The 24,739-nt window shown below is 34.3% G+C and carries 28 protein-coding genes; 5 read left to right on the top strand and 23 right to left on the bottom strand.

Annotation, left to right across the window (positions count from 1 at the left end; translation table 11 throughout):
• Nucleotides 1–16: 16 nt before the first annotated feature.
• From MN581_RS04225 to MN581_RS04135, 19 genes are all read right to left on the bottom strand, one after another.
• Nucleotides 17–1,537, bottom strand: coding sequence for an acetaldehyde dehydrogenase (acetylating) (locus MN581_RS04225; protein ID WP_117972450.1), 1,521 nt, complete (start codon nt 1,535–1,537; stop codon nt 17–19).
• 10 nt (nt 1,538–1,547) lie between these two features.
• Nucleotides 1,548–2,144 (bottom strand): BMC domain-containing protein, encoded by a 597-nt coding sequence (locus MN581_RS04220; protein ID WP_117972449.1) that lies wholly within the window; start codon nt 2,142–2,144, stop codon nt 1,548–1,550.
• A complete protein-coding gene (locus MN581_RS04215) occupies nt 2,144–2,740 on the bottom strand; it encodes a hypothetical protein (RefSeq protein ID WP_117972448.1) in 597 nt (198 codons plus the stop codon). Before MN581_RS04215 ends, MN581_RS04220 begins: the two co-directional genes overlap by 1 nt.
• Before the next feature lie 15 nt (nt 2,741–2,755).
• A complete protein-coding gene (locus MN581_RS04210; RefSeq protein WP_117972447.1) occupies nt 2,756–3,019 on the bottom strand; it encodes a EutN/CcmL family microcompartment protein in 264 nt (87 codons plus the stop codon).
• Nucleotides 3,013–3,306, bottom strand: a complete 294-nt coding sequence (locus MN581_RS04205; RefSeq protein ID WP_117972446.1) for a BMC domain protein — start codon at nt 3,304–3,306, stop codon at nt 3,013–3,015. The genes MN581_RS04210 and MN581_RS04205 overlap by 7 nt, the downstream gene beginning before the upstream one ends.
• 12 nt (nt 3,307–3,318) lie before the next feature.
• Nucleotides 3,319–4,155 carry an ethanolamine utilization protein EutJ gene (eutJ, locus tag MN581_RS04200; protein ID WP_117972445.1) on the bottom strand — a complete coding sequence of 279 codons (837 nt, stop codon included), beginning with the start codon at nt 4,153–4,155 and terminating at the stop codon, nt 3,319–3,321.
• Nucleotides 4,127–4,702 carry a hypothetical protein gene (locus tag MN581_RS04195; RefSeq protein ID WP_241699264.1) on the bottom strand — a complete coding sequence of 192 codons (576 nt, stop codon included), beginning with the start codon at nt 4,700–4,702 and terminating at the stop codon, nt 4,127–4,129. Before MN581_RS04195 ends, eutJ begins: the two co-directional genes overlap by 29 nt.
• Complete coding sequence (locus MN581_RS04190) at nt 4,703–5,845, bottom strand: 1-propanol dehydrogenase PduQ (RefSeq protein WP_241699263.1); 1,143 nt, start codon at nt 5,843–5,845, stop codon at nt 4,703–4,705.
• Between the two features lie 23 nt (nt 5,846–5,868).
• Nucleotides 5,869–6,309 (bottom strand): EutP/PduV family microcompartment system protein, encoded by a 441-nt coding sequence (locus MN581_RS04185; RefSeq protein WP_241699262.1) that lies wholly within the window; start codon nt 6,307–6,309, stop codon nt 5,869–5,871.
• Nucleotides 6,306–6,650, bottom strand: a complete 345-nt coding sequence (locus MN581_RS04180; protein ID WP_117972441.1) for a BMC domain-containing protein — start codon at nt 6,648–6,650, stop codon at nt 6,306–6,308. Before MN581_RS04180 ends, MN581_RS04185 begins: the two co-directional genes overlap by 4 nt.
• Nucleotides 6,651–6,683: 33 nt before the next feature.
• Nucleotides 6,684–7,634, bottom strand: a complete 951-nt coding sequence (gene cutD, locus MN581_RS04175) for a choline TMA-lyase-activating enzyme (RefSeq protein WP_255424287.1) — start codon at nt 7,632–7,634, stop codon at nt 6,684–6,686.
• A gap of 15 nt (nt 7,635–7,649) precedes the next feature.
• Nucleotides 7,650–10,190, bottom strand: a complete 2,541-nt coding sequence (gene cutC / locus MN581_RS04170) for a choline trimethylamine-lyase (RefSeq protein ID WP_117972440.1) — start codon at nt 10,188–10,190, stop codon at nt 7,650–7,652.
• A gap of 26 nt (nt 10,191–10,216) precedes the next feature.
• Nucleotides 10,217–11,638 carry an aldehyde dehydrogenase family protein gene (locus tag MN581_RS04165; RefSeq protein WP_117972439.1) on the bottom strand — a complete coding sequence of 474 codons (1,422 nt, stop codon included), beginning with the start codon at nt 11,636–11,638 and terminating at the stop codon, nt 10,217–10,219.
• A complete protein-coding gene (locus tag MN581_RS04160) occupies nt 11,639–11,962 on the bottom strand; it encodes a BMC domain-containing protein (protein WP_117972438.1) in 324 nt (107 codons plus the stop codon).
• Nucleotides 11,963–11,978: 16 nt separating this feature from the next.
• The gene (locus tag MN581_RS04155; RefSeq protein ID WP_117972437.1) at nt 11,979–12,275 is read right to left on the bottom strand and encodes a BMC domain-containing protein; all 297 of its coding nucleotides are present in this window, start codon (nt 12,273–12,275) and stop codon (nt 11,979–11,981) included.
• Nucleotides 12,276–12,319: 44 nt separating this feature from the next.
• Nucleotides 12,320–12,598 (bottom strand): hypothetical protein, encoded by a 279-nt coding sequence (locus MN581_RS04150; RefSeq protein WP_117972436.1) that lies wholly within the window; start codon nt 12,596–12,598, stop codon nt 12,320–12,322.
• 1 nt (nt 12,599) lies between these two features.
• Nucleotides 12,600–13,604, bottom strand: a complete 1,005-nt coding sequence (locus MN581_RS04145; protein WP_117972435.1) for a DMT family transporter — start codon at nt 13,602–13,604, stop codon at nt 12,600–12,602.
• 17 nt (nt 13,605–13,621) lie between these two features.
• A complete protein-coding gene (gene eutM, locus MN581_RS04140; RefSeq protein ID WP_117972434.1) occupies nt 13,622–13,906 on the bottom strand; it encodes an ethanolamine utilization microcompartment protein EutM in 285 nt (94 codons plus the stop codon).
• Nucleotides 13,907–14,493: 587 nt separating this feature from the next.
• On the bottom strand, nt 14,494–15,342 hold the full coding sequence (locus tag MN581_RS04135; RefSeq protein WP_117972433.1) for a MerR family transcriptional regulator: 849 nt from the start codon (nt 15,340–15,342) through the stop codon (nt 14,494–14,496).
• A 198-nt stretch (nt 15,343–15,540) separates the two neighbouring features.
• On the opposite strand from MN581_RS04135, the gene tsaE reads away from it, so the two are divergent.
• Complete coding sequence (tsaE, locus tag MN581_RS04130; protein WP_117972432.1) at nt 15,541–16,020, top strand: tRNA (adenosine(37)-N6)-threonylcarbamoyltransferase complex ATPase subunit type 1 TsaE; 480 nt, start codon at nt 15,541–15,543, stop codon at nt 16,018–16,020.
• Nucleotides 16,013–16,534, top strand: a complete 522-nt coding sequence (locus tag MN581_RS04125; RefSeq protein ID WP_117972431.1) for a GNAT family protein — start codon at nt 16,013–16,015, stop codon at nt 16,532–16,534. The genes tsaE and MN581_RS04125 overlap by 8 nt, the downstream gene beginning before the upstream one ends.
• Nucleotides 16,535–16,589: 55 nt before the next feature.
• On the opposite strand, the gene MN581_RS04120 is transcribed toward MN581_RS04125, so the two are convergent.
• Both MN581_RS04120 and MN581_RS04115 read right to left on the bottom strand, forming a co-directional pair.
• A complete protein-coding gene (locus MN581_RS04120; RefSeq protein WP_241699261.1) occupies nt 16,590–17,462 on the bottom strand; it encodes a hypothetical protein in 873 nt (290 codons plus the stop codon).
• 12 nt (nt 17,463–17,474) lie between these two features.
• On the bottom strand, nt 17,475–18,233 hold the full coding sequence (locus MN581_RS04115) for an exodeoxyribonuclease III (RefSeq protein WP_241699260.1): 759 nt from the start codon (nt 18,231–18,233) through the stop codon (nt 17,475–17,477).
• Nucleotides 18,234–18,404: 171 nt separating this feature from the next.
• Between MN581_RS04115 and murB the strand changes: the two genes are divergently transcribed.
• Nucleotides 18,405–19,313: a UDP-N-acetylmuramate dehydrogenase gene (gene murB / locus MN581_RS04110; RefSeq protein ID WP_241699259.1), complete on the top strand. Its 909-nt coding sequence runs from the start codon at nt 18,405–18,407 to the stop codon at nt 19,311–19,313.
• Between the two features lie 18 nt (nt 19,314–19,331).
• Here murB and MN581_RS04105 read toward each other — a convergent pair whose 3' ends face one another.
• The gene (locus tag MN581_RS04105; RefSeq protein WP_241699258.1) at nt 19,332–20,534 is read right to left on the bottom strand and encodes a chloride channel protein; all 1,203 of its coding nucleotides are present in this window, start codon (nt 20,532–20,534) and stop codon (nt 19,332–19,334) included.
• Between the two features lie 361 nt (nt 20,535–20,895).
• Here MN581_RS04105 and MN581_RS04100 point away from each other — a divergent pair, with 361 nt between their 5' ends.
• Nucleotides 20,896–22,182, top strand: coding sequence for an anaerobic C4-dicarboxylate transporter family protein (locus tag MN581_RS04100; protein WP_241699257.1), 1,287 nt, complete (start codon nt 20,896–20,898; stop codon nt 22,180–22,182).
• Between the two features lie 27 nt (nt 22,183–22,209).
• On the top strand, nt 22,210–23,652 hold the full coding sequence (locus MN581_RS04095; protein WP_117972425.1) for a M20 family metallopeptidase: 1,443 nt from the start codon (nt 22,210–22,212) through the stop codon (nt 23,650–23,652).
• Nucleotides 23,653–23,694: 42 nt separating this feature from the next.
• Here the strand turns inward: MN581_RS04095 and MN581_RS04090 are convergent, their stop codons facing one another.
• Nucleotides 23,695–24,693: a YhdH/YhfP family quinone oxidoreductase gene (locus MN581_RS04090; RefSeq protein WP_233519154.1), complete on the bottom strand. Its 999-nt coding sequence runs from the start codon at nt 24,691–24,693 to the stop codon at nt 23,695–23,697.
• Nucleotides 24,694–24,739 lie beyond the last annotated feature (46 nt).

Here is a 24,739-nt window from a genome sequence, read left to right as displayed (position 1 = left end):
TCACTCATCTCTTTAATTAGTCCATGGTTGATAATATTTGTCGAACCACTTTAGTCAATGTTTCCAAATCACTTTCAGAAACATCTTTTATCTCTTGTTTTTCTCTACTTGTGTGACAAGTTATTTCTTCTTTAGAGCATTCATTCGTATATGGGTTAAATGTTTTATCATCACTGACTAGTGTTCGAACATCTTTTAATCCATACGCTACTTTTTTAATATTTAATAAATGTTTTGGCCCGACATTTTCAGAAACAGAACTTCCACCAAAGGTTCCACAGCCTAATGTAAATGAAATGGGTAATCCAGTTGAGATACCTGTTCCACCTTGGCTACCTCCAGTGTTAACTAAAATTCTTGAGGCAGGTTTTGCTGCGAACTTCATTACCATGTCTTTGTCATTCGTATGGATACTCATAGTATGTCCAATACCATTTTGTAATAGTTCAATACTTAAATGGCAAGCTTCTTCCCAGTTATTTACTACATAAAAACCTAATACAGTTGTCAGTTTTTCAAATGATAATGGGTAGCCTTTTCCTACACCTTCTTGTCGACCTATCAATACTTTTGTATCACTCGGAACAGTAATACCTGCTGCTTCTGCGATTACTGTAGCTTCTCGTCCAACAAATCCGGCATTCATGACATAACCATTTTTAAATAATAAGCCACATACTTTATCTGTTTCTTCTGGTGTCATAAAGTATCCACCTTGTGCTTTAAACTCACGAACAACATCTGCTTCATTTCCTTTTTCACAAATTATTGATTGCTCTGATGCACAAATAGTCCCATTATCAAATGTTTTAGACGCAATAATTTTTTCTACTGCTGTTTTAACATCAGCTGTTTTTTCAATGTAAGCTGGTGAATTTCCCGCTCCAACACCTAATGCTGGTTTTCCAGAACTATATGCTGCTTTTACCATTCCAGGTCCACCTGTTGCAATAATTAAACTGACTTCAGGTGCATGTAATAATTCATTTGTTCCAGCCATAGTTGGAATAGTCGAACAACTTATAATGCCATCTGGAGCTCCTGCTGACACAGCTGCTCGATTTAGCATTTCAGCCGTTTTTTTCGTGCAGTCTAGAGCTGATGGATGTGGTGAAAACACAATAGCATTTCGCGATTTTATTGCAATCATTGATTTAAAAATCACTGTTGATGTAGGATTGGTTGATGGGATAATTCCTAATACCAATCCTACTGGTTCAGCCACATCAAATGTTCCTTTGGCTTCATCCTCTGACACAATTCCTATTGTTTTTTCATGTTTTATCTCATCATATAAAAGAGTTGATGCCGCATGATTCTTATACATTTTATCCATTACTTTTCCAAAACCTGTTTCATCAACAGCTCTTTGTGCTAAGTTTGGTGATTGTTGACTGATTACTTGAACCATTTTTTGTAAGATTTGATCAATTTGCTCTTCTGAAAAAGTCGCTATCTCATTAGCGGCTACTTTTCCTTGGCGAGCTAAATCTCTTGCTTCCTGTATGGATTTTAAGTCTTTATCAAATATTTCCATTCAAACTCCTCTATTCATTGTTTATTAAAAACTCACTTAATGCCTCAACTAATTTTTCTTTGCTTGTTTTATAAAGTTCTTTTCTAGCGATACTAAAATCTATTTGATGTTTGGCTAGTTTTCTCAAATCGACTACTTTCATTTGAGTCAATTGACTGACTAGCTCCTCTTTATTTTGGTAAGTAATCTGCTCTAATTCTAAAAAGGCAAGATCTAATGTGTTTTCTATTTTTTCTTCAATCTCTAAAGGTGTCATCAACTCATCTTCACTAATGAATCCATCATTATCTATCACTTCTTCGATATTCTCACTATCGATTACAACAGGCTCTTTCTCATCTATAAAAAAGTGAGTATCCACTTCTGTCCTAGCTATCACATGAGATGAAACTAATGAATCAAGTGATAAATATGAAAGATTCGATTCAGCAGCACTCACAGCTGTGGTTACTGCCGAAACATCACCCTTAATTAAAATAGAGGTTAACCCACCGCCTACTTTTGTCACGCCAACTAGATGAATGTCAGCTGACTTTAACATCGTGTCTGATGCCACAATAGTTGCCAAAAGACCTTTTGTTTCAATCATTCCAAGAGAGTCATTCATCAGTTAACACATCCTTTTAGTTGTATTTTAAGTACCATTGTTTTCTTGATAATCTTCCAATCAATGACTTCATTTTTAGGAATATGTAATAAGTCACCTATGGTTAAATTTGTCTTTCCTTCATTCAAAGTGGTATCAAATTCACCAGAAATAACATAATAGAAAGACTCCTCTAGTTGTTGTTCAATAAAGTGAGTATCTTCTAAAGATAATAATTCAATAACTGCTGTCCCATCAGTTGAGTGCATCACTGTTTGACAAGTAACACCCTCTTCTTTTGTCGGAAATTCTTGTGATTTGATGCTCTCTTTTTTTATAATTTCTATTCCACTTGAGTCTTTTTCAAGAATAAATGGTGTTAAGAGATCCCCTGTTAGTAAACTTTTTAATAAGATCACGAGTGATTCCTTACTCCACTCACCAGTCATCAGGTCTGGTAAATCCAATGTTTCTTTTTCAACTTTAAATGTCATAGCATATTCTTCAGCTAAATCATGTGCTGAAGGGGTTACAATCGTATTCTCTGATATAGGAATGACTCGTTTATTCTCTTCATGAAGTGATTCAACATCACTGGCACAAATCAATTTTTTCATTTTGTCACACTCTCTTTATACAGACTCACAGCTTTCATCGATAATACCAATGACTGCTGCATCAACAGGAATCAAATCATCTTCTAACATACGTCTAGCTGCTGTCCCTGTTGCAATAATAACTCGATCACCAATTCCAGCTCCAATAACATCACATACAACCATTATCTCACCGTCTTTAACGCCTCCATTAATTTGAGCGAGCATTAACTTAAGTCCTTGTAACTTATCCGATTTGCGTGTTGCCCATATATTATCTATTAAGGTTGCCGTTACCATTCGTTATTCTTCTCTCTTCGTTTAATCTCATCAATCGCAGCGACAACGGAGGCTGTATCACCAAATATAGCTAATAAAATCATGTTTTGAGGACAACTTCCACGAATGTCTTCAATCGTCACGCCAACTGCTTTTTCAGCCACATCTGTGGCGCAAACCATCTCAATCAATTTTCCTTGTACTAAACCGACAGCACCTGGTTTTTCTAATTTTTCTTTTGAACTTTTTCGTCTATTTAAAATAGCCATTGTGTTCTCACCTGGTGATTTAATAATTCGACAATCCATTTTTGTGCCTCCTTACATAACTTGATTAGTACAACTCAACGCAATTCCTATGGGTGTTACAAACATAGGATTAATGGGCTTAATTGTTTTTATCCCTGTTTCTTTTTCAATAATTGTCTCGATTCCTTTTAAGCAAGCAGTACCTCCTACAAGATAGATAGCATTAACTTTATAACCATTAATTTGATTTGAAATAATGGATGCTATTTTTTGAATAACAGGTTTTACCACGATCAGTAATTCATCATGATGCGCTTCATTTCGTTTGTATTTATCGGCTTGTTCAAAATTAAATTTATAATTCCCAGCAATCACAAGTGATAAATGTGTTCCACCTGTTGCTTCATCGGCTACTTTCACTACTTTTCCATTTTCTAAAATAGCAATTCCAGTTGTTCCTCCACCAATATCAACCACAGCGCCATCAGTTATATTTAATAACTGATTGGCAGCTGTTGGCTCATCTAATACCTTGGTTAATTCAAACCCTGCACTTTGAACCACATTTTTAATCGCACCACCATCTAAATCATCTGTTCCTGGTGGTAGTGATGCTGCTGCATAAACAAGTGTGGTTCCAAGTTTTTTTTCTAAATCTTGTTTTAATTCACTGACGATATCTACAGCACCTACATAGTCAACTACCATTCCATCTCTTACAACATTGGCGTATTGATAAGCACCTGCAACAGGCTGATAGTCACTATCTAAAACCACCAAAACTATGCAAGCCGTTCCTAAATCGACTCCTGTATAATAGATGTCAGACTTACTTTTTTTAGGTGTTTTAATAACCGTTTCAAATGTTTCGATAAACTTATTACAATGTAATGTCATTTCGTTTGTCATCTATACCTCCAACTATCGTGTCAACTATGTCTACCAGCTCGCGTATCACTTCTCTAAACCCATGACTAAATTCAGGAAATGTTCGAGCCATCAAACAAAGTAACCCATAGACTTTTTGTAATTTTACTAGTAGTGGCCCTTCCAAATTAACCACATAAGAAGACACATTCTCGCATACAGGAAAACGATCATCAGATGTTTCTTTTGATTTTTCTTCTTGCGACAGCATATGATTAATTGATGTTTCAAGTAATAATATACGATGCGTTATCTTATGTTTAATTTTTTCACCAAGAAAATAGGCTTCTAATATTTCTGAGGAAAGAACTTCTTTATAGCCAATCCATTCTGTATTAGTTGCTTGTTTCACTGATTCAGGCTCATTGTTTACGATATCTTTTTCTTTTTTAATCGTCACATCAATTTTTCGATCTGATAAAAATTGTTTTGCTTCTGGTGTTAATTTTTGATGTTTCTCTAAAACAAATTGATTAAATGCTTTTTTTTTATACATCATACGTAGGTCTTTTTCTGTAAAAAAATACATTTAATACCCACCTCTCAACAATTTACTATAGATATTTTCTAAATCAGCTTGCTGAGGTTGTCTAGGATTGGTTATCGTGCATTGGTCTTTCATTGCTTTTTGAGCCATCTCAGGAATAGCTGAGATAAAATCATCTTTATCAATCTCAAATTCTTCAATAGTTTGAGGTAAGTCTAGTTGTTTCATTAACCGTTGTAGTTTAGAAATAAAAGCATAGACTGTAGATTTTTTCGTACCAGATCGTACCCCTAAAACATTTGCTATTTGATAGTACGTCTCTAAATTAGATGTTTCAAAATCATTATCAAGTTCTGCGTTATAAGCAATAACATGAGGTAATAACAGCGCATTCGCTCGTCCATGTGGGATATGAAATTTTCCACCTAAAGCATGAGCTAAACTATGACATATTCCTAAAGAGGCTTCATTAAATGCAATTCCAGCTAAACAAGAGGCATTATGAATCATCTCTCTTACGATTAAGTTATCTCCATCATTGTATGCCTTAACTAAATCATTCCAAATAATCTTGATTGCTTTTTCACTATTGGCATCGGTAAAGTCATTTGCTTTAGTTGAGGCTAAAGCTTCAATACAATGAGTAAACACATCAATACCAGTATCTGCCGTAATGTTTTTAGGGACTGTTAACACAATTTTTGGATCTAATATGGCAACGTTTGGAATCATTTTTTTATCTACTAACGCATACTTACTATCCGTTGATGGATCAGATATCACTGAAAATGATGTGACTTCGCTCCCAGTTCCACTTGTTGTTGGAATACAAACCAGTGATACATCAAGTGTTTGCTTAATCATTTGATAAATATAACGAATGGCTTTGGCTGCATCCATTGCAGAACCTCCACCAAGAGCAACGATACTATCTGGCTCGAAAGATAACGTAGAGACCAATCCTTTTGTTACAATATCAATCGTTGGATCTGGAGATATATCTGAAAAAATCGTGTATTCGACACCACTTTCCACAAACAGGCTCGTCATTATTTCTACTTTTCCACTGTTTACCATGTAAGGATCACACACTATTAATACTTTTTTTAAGGAAAGATTTTGTAATTCACTTAAAGAATCTGTTCCTGAAATAATATGGGTTGCGACTTGAAATTCATTTAACAACGTAACACCTCCTTTCTAACAATTTATTTTTTACTATGTATTTGAATCATGTCTTCTAAATCAAATTCTGTTTCTAAATTAAGCTGACACCAGTTTGATGACAACCCTATTTTTTCAATCACGGTTCTAGCATATTGTTGTTCTTTTTTTGAAAACTCATCACCCACACTTGTGATAATCCCCATAACTGGTACGCGAAAAACCTTTGAAAAATTAGGTGGGTAACTTATTTTCTTACATTGTATAGGGACTAAGAATAATGCGTAGCTAGCTGATTGTTGCAATGCAATAATGTGCTTATGCATCCACGGACTTTCTAAATAAGTATTAGGTACAATAATCGTTTTATCGGTATATAATACATTAGCTACTTTTTTTATCGGTGTTTGTGATTGTTCAATCCCTTGAGCAATCACTCTTGTCCCACTATTTTTAGGTCCTATAATAAGCACACGTTTTTTCATGTTCGTGTCACCTTAACAACTTCATAGTTCAATGTTTGCTTCAGTGTATTGACCACTGTTTGCAAAGCTTCCTCTACACTTTGAACATCTCCAGAAATCAAGACAGATCCTGTAAAACGATCCAAAAACCCAACTTGTACATCGGCACTTTTTCCTGCAATATCTGCTGCGATAATTGCTGTTTCAAAAGGAGAAATAGTCAAAATACCAATGGCTCCTTCATTTTCAATACCTAGAGACTCATAAATTTCTTCTATGGGAGAAGCTATCACATGAGCTAAGGTGACTTGTTTTCCTGGGACAGATTCTTCTATTACTCGTTTAACCGTATCATCTAACAAGTCAACTCACTCCTTTTTAATCACTCTCATCACTTAATGTCGGACCACTTTTACAAAGAAATCATACTCTTTAATCCAACTTTCAATTTGGTCTAACTCCGCATCAGTTAATGATGGATCGCCGTCTACTGGATATTCCATACCTAATTGGCCATATTTATTCACACCTAATTTATGGTATGGTAATAAATCAATGCCTTTGAAGTTAGGATAATCTTTGTAAGGTAATAAGAAATTAATAATCTGCTCAATTTCTGGTTTACTATCATTAATCATTTTCAACATTGGCATTCTAATATGAACATCATGCCCATCTTCTAATAATTGTTTTAGATTTTCTAAAATTCGTTCATTGCTAATACCTGTTAGTTTATTATGTTTCACTGGATCCATATGTTTTAAATCATATAAAAATAAATCCACATAATCAGCAATTGCCATCAATCGATCCATTCGTGAGTGTCCACATGTTTCGATTGCTGTATTAATGCCGTCTGTCTTACATGCTTGTAATAACGCAAGTGCTGCTTCTGGTTGAGCAGTACACTCACCACCACTCAATGTCACACCGCCACCAGATTGTTCATAAAACTCATCATCTTCATGAATGATTTCCATTACTTCAGAAATAGAGCGAATCTCACCTGTTATATTCAACGCAGACATTGGACAAACTGCCACACATTCTTGACATCCTGTACACGCAATATCACGATTTACTTGGTGATTTCCTTTTTCATCAATATAATGAATTCCAACTGGGCAAGCATCCACACAAGCATGGCAATCACTACAAATACTTTCTTTATACATGACTTGAAATTTTCGTTCTAACCCTTCTGGATTAGCACACCATTGACATCTTAAAGGGCAGCCTTTAAAAAATACAATCGTCCGAATGCCAGGTCCATCATAAAGACTATATTTTTGGATATTAAAAACCATAACCTGTCTTTCGACTGAATCTATCAATTGATTCACCACTTTTCTAACTTATTGCTAAAATTTTGTTATCATTGTACGGCTGATAATCTCATCTTGAACGTCTTGACATAATTCAACGAAGAATGCACTATATCCTGCCACACGAACAATCAAATCACGGTATTGTTCTGGATGTCTTTGTGCATCTAGAAGGGTTTCATTATCAAGGTAGTTAAATTGCATTTCGCCATTTCCTAACACGCTCGCTGTTTTAAGTAATGTAATTAAACTATTTTCGCCTTCTTCTGTATCTAACATACCTGACATAATTTTAAAGTTGTGAACCATTCCCATATTCATTGTGTCATTGGCCATTTTAGAAACAGATTTAATAATCGCTGTAGGTCCCTTGAAGTCTGCTCCTTGTGTTGGGCTGATACCATCTGATAATGGAATCCATGCTTTACGACCATTGGCAGATGCTCCTGTCAACTGACCTAAAGGTGTGTTGTTTGAAATAGATAACGTTCCGTGACATAATTCTGAGAATAATGTTTTGTGTTTACGATGTTCTTTTTCTGTAAAGTGAATAAGATCTGCTGCAATTAAATCTGCATAGTCATCATCATTTCCATATTTTGGTGCATTTAAGCAATCTGTTCTAACTTGTTCATAACCAACAAAGTCTGCTTTTAGTGCTGTATTTAGTTCTTCAAGTGTGTATTTTTTCTCTTCAAAGACTAATTTTTTAATAGCTGCCATTGAATCTGCATACGTTGCCAATCCTGACCAAACCACACCAGGACCAAAGTTATACATCGCCCCACCACTTGATACATCTTTTCCATTTTCCATACAACCTTCATACATGATTGACATTAACGGTTTTGGTGCTAAATCTCGGTGAACACGTTGAGTGATAACCGTTGCGATGGATGATAATTCTGTCACATATTTGATTTGCTCTTTAACAGCTTCTTCAAATTGTTCATATGTTTTATATTGTGATACATCGCCTAAATCTGGACAAACTTGTTTACCATACCATAAAGGAACGCCTCTATTTAATACTAATTCAATACAAATTGGCCATTGTGTATAAGCTGTAGAAGTCCATTGATAAAGTCTTCCTGCTTTTTGCGGTTCGACACAACCCATCAAACAGTAATCACGTGCATCTTCAATCGATACACCTTTAGCTAACATCATCTTGATATGTGTGTCATCAAAATGACAGGCAGGGAACCCAATTCCAGCACGAACAACATCCACAATTTTTTTCAAGTATTCTCGAGGTGAGCGATTATGAATACGACAAGCTAATGATGGTTGGTACACTTTTACATGTCTCACAGCATCCATTAATAAATAAGTTAAATCATTGGTTGCGTCGTAGCCTTCACGAGTTACTCCGCCCACGCACATATTGACAAATGGTTGATAACCAGCAAAGAATTTAGAACCACCTTCACTTGTTATCCACATCATTTCTGACATTTTAATTAACATACAACCCGCTAATTCGAATGCCTCATATTCACTCATTCGACCTGTTTCGATATCATTTTTAAAGAATGGGTACATGTATTGATCCACTCGACCAATTGACATACCTGTTTGATTTTCTTCTACAACAAGTAGAGATTCAATGGTCCAAACGGCTTGAATTGCTTCCCAGAATGTTTCAGGTTTATGAGCTGGTACTCTCGCATTAATTTCTGAAATTTTTTGTAATTCTTTTTTACGTTGTGGATTCGTTTCTTTTGCTGCAAGTTGTGCTGCGTATTCTGACAAGCGGCGAGCGTAAATCATTACGCCTTCAGCTGTTTCAATGATTGATTTATAGAAATAAATTTTTTCGATATCTCCAGGATTGTCATAACTTAATTTATCTAATTGTTCTTGCGCTTCTTTTTGAACATCAAGCATCCCTTTTTTCATTAAGATGACATCATAACCAGGATTAGAATCTCCCCCACCGTTTAATGCGTGATAAGAGCAATCTGATACAAATGATTCACCAGAAATTTCCCAAACACCTGCTTCTCTAAATTGATCTTCACAGTATTCATCAATTGATTTGCCTTTCCAAAATGGAAATAACTCTTCTTTCATGATGCGTTTGTCTTCATCAGAAATATAAAATGGATCCTGTGGTCTACTAGAAATAGTATCAATTTCTTCTTCCATCCAACGCCATGCGATATCTGGTGAAAAAGATCCAGCTCTTGGTGCGCCATTTGGTGCACCAACAATTAATTCATTGTCTTGAATCACTAATGGTGCTGTCTCACAACTTTTCTTAAATGATTTTGAACGCAAAATATTTTTAGGCATTCCAGGATTTTCTCTAGCTATTTCGGTCATGACGCGCGCTTTATGAGTTGTGATAGTCGGTTTTTGTTTTAAATAATTTTCTTTCAACGCTTCTAACCTAGGTGTAACACCATTTGGAATCTCTGTGTGATTACCGCTTACAAAAGTTAAATCAACTGAATCTGTTTTTGTAATATCATCTGATACAGAAGCAAACATCTTCATCAAGGCTTGCTGTTCTTCTGTACTTAATTCTTTTGTTGCTTCAGCCAATTTAGCTGAAAATTCTTTAATATCCATCTTAATTCCTCACTTTACATAATGTTTTAAGCTAAAATTTTTCGTAAAATCTCTTCTAACATTTTTTCATGTGATTCTTCCTCAACACTGCTAGTATGTTCAACATACTTTGTTGAGTGACTAATTTCTCGCATATACGTTAAATCTGATGCTGTGATGTTTTTAGCACTAATACCTTTACCAGTTGTTAAACCACCTAATAAACAAGAAATTGATAACGTTGAATCAATTCCCATGCTAGCTAAGGACGACGGTGAATTAACGATCATTCGTCCGACAGGTTTCTTTAAGGCAAATTGGTTTAATATTTCTATATTGTTTGAATGGATCGCTATCGTATGACCGTTATTTTTTTCCCTTAATAACCGAATCGATTTTTCGCAGGCATGCATCCAATCAGGTTCTAAATAAAAAGCAATCACTGGGCATTTCATTTCATTAACAAAAGGATCTAGCTCATGCACATAATTTTTTTCCGATACTAGAATGTTGGTACTTTCTTCAACAGAAAAATGAGCCATTTTAGCTAATTCTCTAGCATTTTTACCAACGCATATAGGATTAATGCCATTATTTTTAGGCTGTAACAGATTAAGCAACTGATGTTCTTCTTCTTCAGATAGAAAATGAGCCCCTTTTTTTTGAAATTGTTTTTTCACTTCACTCGCGATGCTTTGTTCAACAATTAAATATTGTTCTGAACCTGGTAACATCCCGTTATCTAGCGAACGACTGTCTATCACTGACTGTACGGCATTTGAAATATTAGCTGTGTGTTCAATAAAAACTGGTGTTCCACCTGTTCCTCCATAAATCATCGGCTTTTGAGTGTTAGTTGTGTTGGTTATTTTTCCGGCCGAAATAATCATAGAAGTGTTTTTATGTGTCACTATTTCTAATATTCCACTTTCAGAAGTGGTCTCAAGACATGTGATACAGCCCACTGGCAAACCATATTTTTCACAAATATCTTTAACACCATTTACAATATGAATGGTTGTACGATAGGCTTGATTATCTGGAATAATAATAGTACTATTTCCCGATTTAATGCCGATAATAAGACTATATAACGTGTTTAGGACGACATTATTTTCAGAAGGGAAGGCTACTACCACTCCTAAAGGCACACCTACTTTTAAAATATTCCCCGCAGAATCTTTTAAAAGCTCTCCAATACACTGTTGGTCGGGTAACTCTTTTTTTAATTGTGATAAAAAAGTATTTAATAACCATTCCTTGTCTTTTTTACACCCACGTTTTGTTTCATTGACTTCCATGTCTACAAAGTGTGCTAACTCAATTGTTATATCATCTATTAATTGATTAATGATTTTATCTAAGTAACTTTGCTTATAATCTTTAACTAAAAATTGAGCATTCCTTGCGTTTTCTACAAGAATTCTTGCTTCTTGGATTGATAACAGATCTTTGTCTGCTCTACTCATCTAAACAGCAGCTCCCTCCTCTTGAAGCGGTTCATCAAGTAATTGATAATACTGAATGATTTTATTTAAATCCATATGTGGTCCAGCAATCACTACCGAGCTATAAACTTCCGCTCCTAGTTTTTCTACTGCTGATGTTCCAGCTTCTACTGCTGCTTTACACGCAGCAACGTCACCTTTTACAATGACTGAAATATACCCTGATGCAACATTTTCATATCCGACTAACTCAACATCTGCCGCTTTGCACATGGCATCACACGCTTCTAGTACAAATACCAAACCAAATGTTTCGATTGCGCCAATTGCTTCAAAACTTTGCATCTGCATCCCCTCCTCTTTATCCATCAATACTGTGAACCGATACAATTTTTCCGATTGCTTCAATAGGTCTTGGCATGACGTTATGTGCTGTCAGTGTCCCAATTTCTTTCGCCGCTCTTGCCCCAGCTTCTACTGCACTCTCAACAGCCGCCACATCACCTTTAACCATGATAGTAACTAATGTCGATCCGATATTTTCATATGAAATTAATTCAACGTTGGCTGCCTTTAACATTTCATCGCATGCTTTTAATGCAGGCACTAAGCCGATTGTTTCGACTAAACCTAACGCTTCTTGGCCTCTGTATACCAAATTCAATCCCCCTTATTATCCAATTCACAAGTTATTAGAAAACATTATCTGTATGCCTTATTAACATATTTATCCACTGTTTTTCTTCCCTCTTCAGTAATGATGTAATACATCAATAACTCATCATTTCCATCAAGATTATAACTATCTAACTCAACTAAACCATTGGCTTCAAGTGCCATAAGGTGTTCTGAAAACAACCTTTGATTAAATTGTTTTTCTTCACCATATTGTGATTTCAATTGTGCCATCACTTCTTGGACATTATATTTTTTTCTATCGTACATTTGATTTAAAACAGCTGTTCTTGCAGGTAAAAGCATATTACGCTTCCCCCTTTCTGAATAAATCAAGTGGGTTCATTGTCACTAAAATAGCTCCCATAACAATTAAAATCGATCCAACAATCATCGTTGGTGTCAGTGTATCTCCTAAAAATAGAACACTAAATATGACACCCCAAAAAGCGTAAGTAACATTTAATGACATTCCAACGGCCGTTCCAACCATAGCGTTTGCTTTATACCAAGTTAAAAATGAAACCCCTGCACTTAATCCTGAGAAAATCAACCAAATAACTGGTGTAAAAGCTGATAGTGTATTAAATAATAAGTCTACTCCACCAATAATTGGTAAAATAAAAATAATCACTACAAGTCCTGAAACTAATTCTCGTAAATTTACAGCAACATCTGTGTCGATCATCGCGCCACCAAAACTTGAAAACACACCTTCTAATCCCCAACATACTGCAGCAACTAATGCACAAATAATTCCTAGTGTAAAGTTTGGTGCGCCTTCTGGAGCCACCATATTAATTGTAATAGCACCAAATACACAAATAATCATACCTATCACAATTCTTAGTGTTGGTTTTTGTTTTAAAAAGATCCAAGAAAATAATGCGCCAAACAAACTACAAGTTGCTGAAATTGGAATAGCGTATGCTCCTGCTAATGCTAATCCAACAAGATACGCACCATTTGCAATCGGGCCACCTAATAAAAATCCAACGACTAACATTTTGCCTGGTTTTGTTTTCACCATACGAATAATTTCTTTTAATCTACCTTCTTTAGCGTTATAAAATAATAAAAAGATTCCGGCAAAAAAATCATTTAACCCTGAACAAACAAAAGGAGCCGCTAAAATACCAGCTGCACTGGTTAAAGGATCATAACCACTAGCTACCACAACAAGAGTTGAATAAATGGCATAAGTAATACCTGATATTAATCCATTAGTAATCCCTTTCATTCTAAATTTTTTATTCACTAAGTTCATCTTTGTATCTGCGGATGAACATACCATGTTTTTCTGAGTTTCCATTAATGTACCCCCTTAATTTAGTTGTTGTTTCTTAATGGTAAAATATTTTCAACTTCACCATGTGGTCTAGGGATAACATGTACAGAAAGAAGTTCACCTACACGTTCTGCAGCACTTGCTCCAGCATCTGTAGCAGCTTTAACGGCTCCAACATCACCTCTTACCATAACTGTTACTATACCGCCTCCAACAAATTCACGACCAACTAATGATACGTTTGCTGCTTTCACCATGGCATCTGCTGCCTCGATTGAACCAATTAATCCTTTTGTTTCCACCATTCCTAATGCATCGTACTTCATCTTTTTTCCTCCTAGTGTAAAGCGTTTTCTTCTTTGTTTATAGTTATAATCTAGAACATCCCCTTAAGGTGAGAGTCAAACACATTTTTATGACTAATACACCAAACTTCCTGTACTACTGAGATCTATTTTTTCAGTTAACTAGAGTAATTGAGAATACTCTGTTAACCCACACACAAATATGATAATTTATATGCTTTTTTATTTTTAATCATTATTATTTATCTTTAAATAAAAAAATAAAAAACAACACAGATAATTGTGTTGTTTTTCACATTAAATAAATAAATAACTAGTTTAACTCTATTTTGTATTATGTTTTTCTACAAATATTTTTATTTTTTTTTTGACTCATAACAATTTTAAATTCAAAAAAATGGACATAAACCTTTATATTACAACGTTTATATATTTTTATAATACATGATTTTAAAAAAGTAAAACACTCTATTTAAAACCTTCCCCTAGGGACAAATTATGTTCAATAACACACTAATTGATATTCATTACCATATACTACGACAAAAAAAGAAGCAATTTTTAAGCTCAAGATAAAGATCTTGTGCCAAAATTACTTCTTAAAGATGTTACTTTTTCTTAGTTACTGGTACTAATAATTCGACAACAAATGTATCCGTATTCATTGTTGACCAATAATCAATAACAAAACGCTCATATAATTCGTTGGAGTATTCATAATTATTTTCTTTTGCCCAATCCAACATTTTCGTATATTGTTTATTAATCTGAGACAAATCTCCTATATGATAACTTGATAAAAAAAGTTTCCCTCCAAATGACATAGTAGGAACACTTGACAATAAATTATTAACAGGCTTTTGTAATACTTTCACTTTAGAAGCATCATTAGACATTTTTTCCTGACCATTTTCATAATATAAAATCACCGGTCCACTAATTTGACAATCAATCGTCTCTAAATAATTTACCCATGGAATATTAATCACAGCATCCATATAGTTTTGATGAAATTCTTGTTCTAGGTACACGTAATCAAAGGAATCAAAATATTTTATATTAACATTTTGAATATTATTTTCGATTGCTATGGAACCTTCCCTTAACAACTCGACCCATTCTGTGATTGCTAAGTAACTATTTTTTATACGCTGTTCTTCTTCTTTTAACTCTGATTGCTTTGTTAAAAATTTTGGTTCTTTATAAAAGCTATCCAATGTTTTTTGGACATTACCCATTTCTTGTAATTTAAAACCCATTTGCTTGTAATATTTAATAATAGGAATTAAATTCATCGTTTCTTCTTTGTAATACCTGTAACCATTTTTTTCACTAACATAATCTGGAATGATTAAACCTAACTTTTCATAAAAGCGTAATGTTTTACGGGAAACATTACACATTTTTGCTACCTCTCCAATCGAGTACATTCCCTTACAATCCCTTACATCACTCATTTGAATCTCCATTCCACACAACTAACACTATATAAACTAAATATACCATAAGACATTAAAAAAATGCCATCACTTTTTAATTATGTCATATTTTTTATATTATATTATTTTTTCTATGTTTTTAATTATTCGACATCCTTTTTTATTTTTCAACTCTACGATATACTTACAAACAAAGACTAGTAAAGGAGCTTTAATATGACGCTTTATTTAAAAGATGATACAGATACTCAATATTTTGGAGAAAGACTCTCAGAATTAGCACAGCCAGGAGATGTTTTTATTTTAACTGGAGAATTAGGTGCTGGTAAAACAACTTTTTCAAAGGGATTTGCAAAAGGCTTAGGTATTACACAAATGATAAAAAGTCCCACCTATACACTAATACGCGAATATGATAACGGAAGACTTCCTTTATACCACATGGACGTCTATCGCCTAGAAGGGGCAAGTGATGATTTAGGATTAGAGGAATACCTAGATGGTGAAGGGGTATGTTTGATTGAATGGGGAGAATTAATTAAGGATACAATAGATAACACATTTATCGAAATTATACTTCATAAAACTTCTGAAGACACCAGATTTATCACTATAGAAAACTATGGTGAAACTGAGCGTTATAACCAAATTAATGCGTTAATGACTGCACTAGAAGAGGATCAAAAAAATGACTGAATTTAATATTACACTTCGTCAGGCTATACCTGATGATGCAAAAAATTTAATTAATGCTATTAGCCAACTTAATCAAGAAACACCTTATCTCGTTGTTAGCCCTCATGCTTTAAACATGTCGCCAGACACTATGGCTCATGAAATAGACTATATTTATAATGCATCTAATCAATTTATTCTATTAGCCTTAAATTATAATGATATTATAGGAGTTGCTACTATTGTAAGTGATGATGATACTGCTTTTCAACATGTTGGAGAATTAGGAATTACTATAAAAAAAGAATTTTGGGGACTCGGTTTAGGAACTGCCATGATTGAAGAGTTAATCCAATTATGTTTAGATTACCAAATCACTAAACGTATTGAAATAAATGTCCAGACTCGTAACGATAGAGCTCTTCGTTTGTATGATAAAATGGGATTTTCTCTAGAAGGAATAAAAAAAAAGGCCTTTTTATCTGAACAAAATGAATTGATTGATATTGCGATACTGAGCTACTTACTACTTTAACTACTTTAAAAAAATAAGACTCAACGACTTCATAAGTGTAGTCGTTGAATCTCGTTTATCTTTTAGATGTTTTTTTCTTTTTGCGTTTTGGCTGATTTTTTTTCTTATCATTTGATACTTTTTTTGTGGCGGAATGATGTGTTTGTTTCCTACCGTGTGTTGAATCTTTTTTAGATTGGGAACGATTTGAGGACTTCTTCTTAGAATTTTTTTTCCCTGATTTTTTTTGACTTTTTTTACTAGAATCTTTCGATGATTCTTTTTCACGTGAATGTTTCGCTTTTACTTTATTTGATGCCTGTTTTTTCTTCCATAAAAACCACACGGCGCCTCCTGTAGCAATGACTGCTACAATAACCAGTATCCACTTTAAAATAGAAAGGGCTTGTTTTGTCTTTGTTTTTGTACTTTTTTCAGTACTTTCTTTTTCGTTCTGGTTAGAAGAAGCTGTATTAGCTATTTCTTGTGATTTGCTATTACTGCTACTCGTACTTGTTTCTTCGGTATTAGAGCTGCTTACTTTACCAGAGTCTTCCGTACTTTCTTTGGTCTTATCGTCAGACTCTTTCTTTTGTTCAGACTCTTTAGTTTCCTCTGTAGCAATGACTTTCCCCTTATCAAAGTCATACCGAACATCTGTTGATTTATCTCCTTCAGCATCTAGCATTCCTACCATTGCTTCTTTTGTTCCTTTAGGAATTGGTACCTCAAACTCTCCTTTATCATTTGCTACAATAGATCCAGCAAGATTTGTCAGAAAAATATTGGCATTTGGTGTTGTTTTTCCTGTTAGAACATTTCTTTCTTTATCATAAGTTAAATCATAAAGAAGCTTATCTGAACCAGATGAATAAGCTACCGTAGAAAAACCTAAGAATCCAAATACCAAGAATCCCATTATAACTAATTTTTTCCAATTTTTTAACATATTTTTTCCTTTCTAGTTCATATCAACCAATAGTTCAACTGGACAATGATCACTTCCAAATATTGTTGATAGAATATCTGCACTTTTCAATTTATTTTTTAATTTGTTTGACACACAAAAATAATCAATACGCCATCCTGCATTATTTTTTCGTGCATTAAAGCGATAGCTCCACCAACTGTAAGCACCCTCTTTATTAGGATAAAAATAACGATAAGTGTCAATAAATCCTGAATCTAATAATTGTGTAAAAGCATCTCTTTCTTGATCGGAAAAGCCAGGTTTTTTACGATTATTCTTCCAATTTTTCAGATCGATGTTTTCATGAGCAACATTTAAATCTCCACATAAAATGATCGGCTTTTCTTCATCTAGCTTTACTAAATATTTTTTAAACTGCTCCTCCCAATCCAAACGAAAATCCAATCGTTTTAATTCTGGTTGTGCATTTGGTGTATAGCAATTCACTAAGTAAAAAGTATCAAATTCAAGCGTTAATAAACGGCCCTCTGCATCAAACTCCTTAATACCCATACCTTTCTTCACAGAAATAGGTTCAATTTTAGTGAAAACAGCCACACCAGAATAACCTTTTTTTTCTGCATAATTCCAATATTGATAATAACCAGGTAACGCCATTTCAATTTGCCCTTCTTGTAATTTCGTTTCTTGTAGTGAAATAATATCTGCATCTATTTGCTTTATGTCTTCATAAAAATTCTTTTTCACAATTGCACGTAACCCATTGACATTCCAAGAAATAAACTTCATAGTCGTCCTCCTAAAATTATCTATAATTGTATTTTATCATAATTGCACTGAATATTGTGCTTTTTATCCGATTTATAAACAGAACGATATGATGAGCAATCATACTTTTTCAATAGATTTTATGTTAAAATGAAACCACTATAATTATTCTAACTAAGAGAGGGTATTAGCGTGACGACACAAACTATTGTTCAACAATTTCCGAATATAACTATATTAACAAATGAACCTTTATCACATTATACATATACTAAAACCGGTGGTCCTGCTGACTTTTTAGCATTTCCTACATCCAAAGAAGAGGTTCAATCTTTAATTAATTTTTGCCAAAAAAGTGGACTAGAATGGATTTGTCTAGGAAATGCCAGTAATTTAATCGTTCGAGATGGTGGCATTAAAGATGTTGTTATCATGTTAACTCAAATGAAACAAGTCATCATTCACAATACAACAATAGTTGCTGAATCGGGAGCAAAACTTATTGATGTGACTTATGATGCTTTAAAACATGACTTAACTGGATTAGAATTTGCTTGTGGCATTCCTGGAAGTATCGGAGGAGCGGCATATATGAATGCTGGTGCTTACGGTGGTGAGTTGGCAGATGTTTTTTACTCAGCTGAGGTTATTTTAGAAGATGGATCAATAAAGACCTTTTATAAAGAAGATATGACATTTTCTTATCGTCATAGCATCATCCAAACTCTAAAAGGAATTGTTTTATCCGTGACCTTCCATTTAGAGAAAGGACAACACACGGTAATAAAAGAAAAAATGGATGAACTAACCTATTTACGTGAATCAAAACAACCTCTTGAATACCCATCGTGTGGTAGTGTCTTTAAACGACCAGAAGGTTATTTTACTGGAAAATTAATACAAGACGCCGGTTTACAAGGACACATGATTGGTGGAGCACAAATTTCAGAAAAACATGCAGGTTTTATTGTTAATATAAATAAGGCAACCGCAACAGATTATATTACACTAATTCAATACATCCAAGACATTATTCTAGACAAATTCCATGTTTCTCTTGAAACTGAAGTAAGAATTATTGGTAGAAAACAAAAAGTGTGACATTGTTATATAACGATGTCACACTTTTTGATTAGGATAAATTGAGTCATTATTATTCATTAAATAAGAAGCAATAATAACAAAAAATGCATATGGCAATAATTCAAAACCAAATATTTCTCCTGCAATAAATAATGGAGCAACTAATGTATTGGTCGCACTGGCAAAAACTGAGGCGAAACCTAATGATGCGACAAATTCAACAGGCAACCCACATAAGTGTGCCAAAAGAACACCACACGTTGCACCAATCGAAAATAGAGGTGTCACTTCCCCGCCTTGAAAACCAATAGATAAGGTGAAAACAGTAAAGATTGATTTTAACAGAAAATCATATGAATAAACTGTCCCTTGGTAAAATGCTGCTTCAATCAAATTGCTACCAAGCCCTGAATATCTCCCCCGTCCAGCAATAATCAACCCCACCATTAAAATAACTGAAAAGAAAAACATTTTTTTATAAATGGGCCATTGTATCGATTGAATGAATAATTTTGTTTTTTCTAAACTAATTGAAAATAACCGTCCCACTAAACCAAAGATACATCCCAATAAGCATAACACTAAAATCAATCTGATAGTTAATTCTGGATACGTTCCTATTGTTGTAGAAAAAGCTGTTAAACCAAGAAATTGTGACATATAGCTTGACGTAACTGCTGCGACACTGGCGGAAAGAAGAGACTCAATTGATAAATAGCCTACAGCTAAAATTTCCATTGAAAAAAAAGTTGCTGCAATCGGCGTGTGAAATAATCCTGCAAATCCTGCCGCCATTCCTGTTACTATTATCATCTGTTGTTTTTTTTCATGGCTTGGTATAAATTTTTTCCAAACGTGTCTAGAAAACCAATTAGTAAAGGTTCCACCAATCTGAATTGCCACGCCTTCCCTACCAGCACTCCCACCGACTAAATGAGTCAGCCATGTACTAAGTGTAATAATTGGTATCAATCTAACTGGTATTACATCACGATTATTCTGCCCTACTTCAAACAATAAGGTCATTCCCTTACTACTTTCCTTGCCATAAGATTGATATAGCCATTTAATAAATAAACCTATAATCGGTAAGAAAAATATAAAAAACATAAAATATTGTACTCTAATATTTGTAACAAATAATAATACTTTACCAAAAATACATTCAAGTATACCTACAAAGATTCCGATAATCAATCCAAAAATCATCCACAAAATATGTCTTTTAACTTTCCCCATCTTCTCACCCTTCTTTTTACACAAAAAAAGCCACACACCAAAACTAGTATGCAGACATCATTAGCTAAACATGAATTTAGTTAATAATTTTTCAAGGAAACTTTCATTTCCGCTGAACTTAACCTTATTTTAAGCATTTAAATGGAAAATATCAATAGGATATTCTTTATATAAAGAAAGAAGGTATAATACTCATGGTGTTTTAATGTTTAAAAAGTCTAATAAAATTCATATAAAATAAATAATTAGGACACATTTAATTGATAATATCCAAATGTATTCGATTTTATTATTTTTTTAAGTAGGTTTAATAAGTTGTTTATTTTCAGTACGTTATATTCTATTTATCAGGAGGGTTCAAATGGCTTTATTATTAATTGAAATTGCTATCATGATAGCAACTATTATTTATGGTTTGATGAAAGGTGGTGCATTAGGTTCTGGTGTTTCTGCAATTGTTGCCCTATTTATCATGCTGTTTATTTTTAAACTTCCACCATCTTCTCCACCTGTTACAGCTGTTCTTATTATTATGTCAATTGGCATTGCTAGTGGAGCATTACAGGCATCTGGTGGAATGGACTACATGATTCGCGTTGCCACTAAAATTATCCAACGTTTCCCGAAAGCGATTACAATAGTTGCACCTCTTGTTTGTTTCTTGTTTGTTTTCGGTATGGGAACAGCAATGATTGCACTATCTCTTGAGCCAATTATTTCAGAAACTGCTTTAAAATCTAAAGTCAATCCAAAAGGTGCTTTAATATCATCTGTTTTGGCCTCAAACATGGCATTACTTTGTAGTCCAGCATCATCATCCACTGCTTATGTCGTAACATTATTAGCTGCATATGGTATATCTTTAGGTACCTATTTGTCCATTGCACTACCTGCTACATTATTATCCATTATTATTTTAAGTATATTACTTACTATTGTTAATAAAAAATTGCCGTTTGATGAATCAATTCTAGAAGATGTAATTATTGAAAATGAAGAAAAAGAGTTAAGTCCTGCCGCAAAAAAATCTACATTAGTATTCTTACTCTGTGTTTTAGCCATTATTATTTTGGGACTATTTCCCAGTCTCTTACCAGAGTATAATGTAGATGGAAAACCAATAAAAATTGCAACTGCTGACTTAGTTCAGATGTTTATGTATTTGTCTGCTGCAATCAATATCATGCTCTTTAAAGTGAAATCAAAAGATATTTTACATGCTCCAGCTACTGCTAACGCTTTAGGAGCAACCTTAATTGTATTAGGTCTTGGATGGGTTGGTTCAACTATCTTTGGCGCTCCAAAAAATCAAGCTGTTTTAGTGTCAAGTGTCGGACAGATACTAGCTGACTATCCTTGGGTTATCATCTTTATCTGTGCGTTTGTTGCGATGATTATTGGGGCTCAAACGGCCGTTGCAGCAATTATTTTCCCATTAGCACTGACACTAGGGATATCACCAATGTTACTTATTATTATTGTTCAGTGTCTAAATGTTAACTTTGTGATTCCAGCACAACCGACGTTGTTACTTGCAGTTGAATTAGATAGAACTGGGCGGACTAAGGTCTTTAGTTTCATCATACCAGGAATAATTATAACCGCACTTTCTATTGCTCTATCTTATGGTATCACACTATTTATGTAATCATTGAATATTAGGAGGATATACTATATGTATAAACAAATTGAAACATTAATTAATCAAAAACAACACACTTATTTCCAAACAAGCGATAAAATTTGGGATATTGCCGAAACAAAATTCCATGAAAAAGAATCAGCAGACGTGTTGATTAATGTATTAAAAGAAGAAGGATTTAGCATAGAAACAAATATTGGAGAGATTGACACAGCATTTGTTGCAAGTTTTGGAAATGAAGGTCCTGTCATTGGATTTTTAGGGGAATATGATGCACTACCTAGCATGTCTCAAAAAGCAGGTTCTACACAAAAAGAAGCAAATCCGGATACAGAAAACACAAATGGACATGGCTGTGGACATAATTTACTTGGTACAGCTTCACTTGCTGCTGCAATTGCGACCAAAGATTATATTACAGAGCACAATATCCCTGCGCAAATTAAATATTTTGGTTGTCCTGCTGAAGAAGGCGGATCTGGAAAAACATTTATGGCAAGAGCTGGTGCTTTTGATGGATTAGATATGGCGATTTGTTGGCATCCAGGAACAGATAATGCCATTTGGGGTGTAAAAACACTAGCTAATATCCAAGCAGCTTTTGAGTTTAAAGGAAAATCAGCTCATGCTGCAAATGCTCCAGACATGGGACGTAGTGCACTTGATGCTTGTGAGTTGATGAATGTCGGTGGAAATTACCTTCGTGAACATGTGACACCAGAAGCAAGATATCACTATGCGTATATGGATGCTGGGGGTGTAGCTCCTAGTGTTGTCCAAGATCATGCAAAACTTTTATATTTAATTCGTGCACCAAAAGGAAGCCAAGCAAAAGAAATTTATGATCGTTTATGTAAAATTGCAGAAGGCGCGGCTCTTATGACTGAAACAGAAGTAACCGTACATTTCGACAAAGCTTGTTCAAACTATATTCCAAACGTTGTGTACTCTCGCATTATGGGAGACGTGATGATGCATTATGGTGGACCGGAATTTGATGAGGAAGATCAAGTATTTGCTAAAGCAATTCATGATACATTAACTGAAGAAGAAAAACAATTTAGGATGGTTCCACCGGCTACACCTGTTGAACAAAAAGTCTTAAAAGAAAATGTGGGTAAAGTATTAGCTGACTATGTTTATCCATTCAATGAGGTATTAACTAACGTTACCCTTCCTGGTTCATCTGATGTAGGAGATGTCAGTTGGATTGTCCCAACGGTTCAATGTATCGTTGCAACAGAAGTTCAAAATACCGCCATGCATACATGGCAATGGGTTACAAACGGAAAAAGTGGTATCGCTAAAAAAGGAATGATTCAAGCAGCTAAAATCATGGCAGCAACAGCTGTTAAAGTGCTTGAAGAACCTGAGTATATTGATCAAGCGAAGGCTGAGCTAAAAAATATAACAGATGTAACGCCTTACGTGAATCCAATTCCAGCAGACGTAAAACCAAATAGTTTAGCTTTCTAACCAAATAAAGGTGAAGCAATTAATTTTGCTCCACCTTTTTTATTATTTAATTTTAACAATCGTTCTTCCTGAATGCGTTCCTTCTAATAATTGTTTCGTCACTGGAACGATATCCTCTAACGAGATTTCATTAGCTATAGTCGCGTCAATCATCTCTTTTGTGATACTGTCTTTAATTGTATCCCATAACGCAGATTTTTCTTCTGTTGTTAATTGAACTGAATCAATTCCGAACATGGTTACACCGCGTAAGATAAACGGTAAAACTGTCGTGCTAAATTTAATACCGCTTGCATTTCCACATAGAGAAATTCCCCCACCGTATGAAATTTTAGGTAGTATTGCTTCTAGTGTTGCCCCACCAATCGTATCAATGACATAATCAAATAATTGTTTTTGTAATGGACGAGTATTTTCAAGTATTTCTTCGGTACTAATAATATGTTGTACGCCTAAAGAATCCAAATAATCCGTCGATTTTTTGCGTGTTAATGCGGTGATATTGTTAAATCCTTTAGCTTTTAATGAATTAATCGCCATACTTCCAACTCCACCTGTTGCTCCGGTTATTAAAATACTGGACTCTTTGTTTTCACCTAAACCAACAGATTCTAGACGATGAATCGCTTGAGCGGCTGTTATTCCAGCTGTCCCAACAAACGCAGCTACTTTTAAATCTAAATCTTGTGGCACAACTTGAATCCATTCACCTGGAATACGTGCTATTTCACTAAAACCTCCTGTGTGACTTACCCCTGTCCCTTGACCAGTTACAACTACTCTATCGCCAACAGATAATCCTTCGTGAGTTGTTTCTATAATAGTTCCTGAAAAATCGATACCAGGAATCATAGGATATGACCGAATAACTCCCCCATTTTTTATCGTTGCTAAGGCATCTTTATAATTTATCGCTGAATACTCAACTTCAACCAGTGTGTCTCCTTCTGATAATCTGTCAACTGACCAATCTTCTATACTTGAGATAATGCTATCATCTTTTTCACTAACAATAAGTGCTTTGAATGTTTTATCCATCATTTACATCGTCTCCTCATCTCTTTAATACACTTAGTTTATCATAAAA

The organism is Vagococcus sp. CY53-2 (genome assembly GCF_022604695.1).
Taxonomy (GTDB): Bacteria; Bacillota; Bacilli; order Lactobacillales; family Vagococcaceae; genus Vagococcus.
Note: the sequence above shows the minus strand (reverse complement) of the source record. Positions and strands in the feature narration are given on the sequence as shown.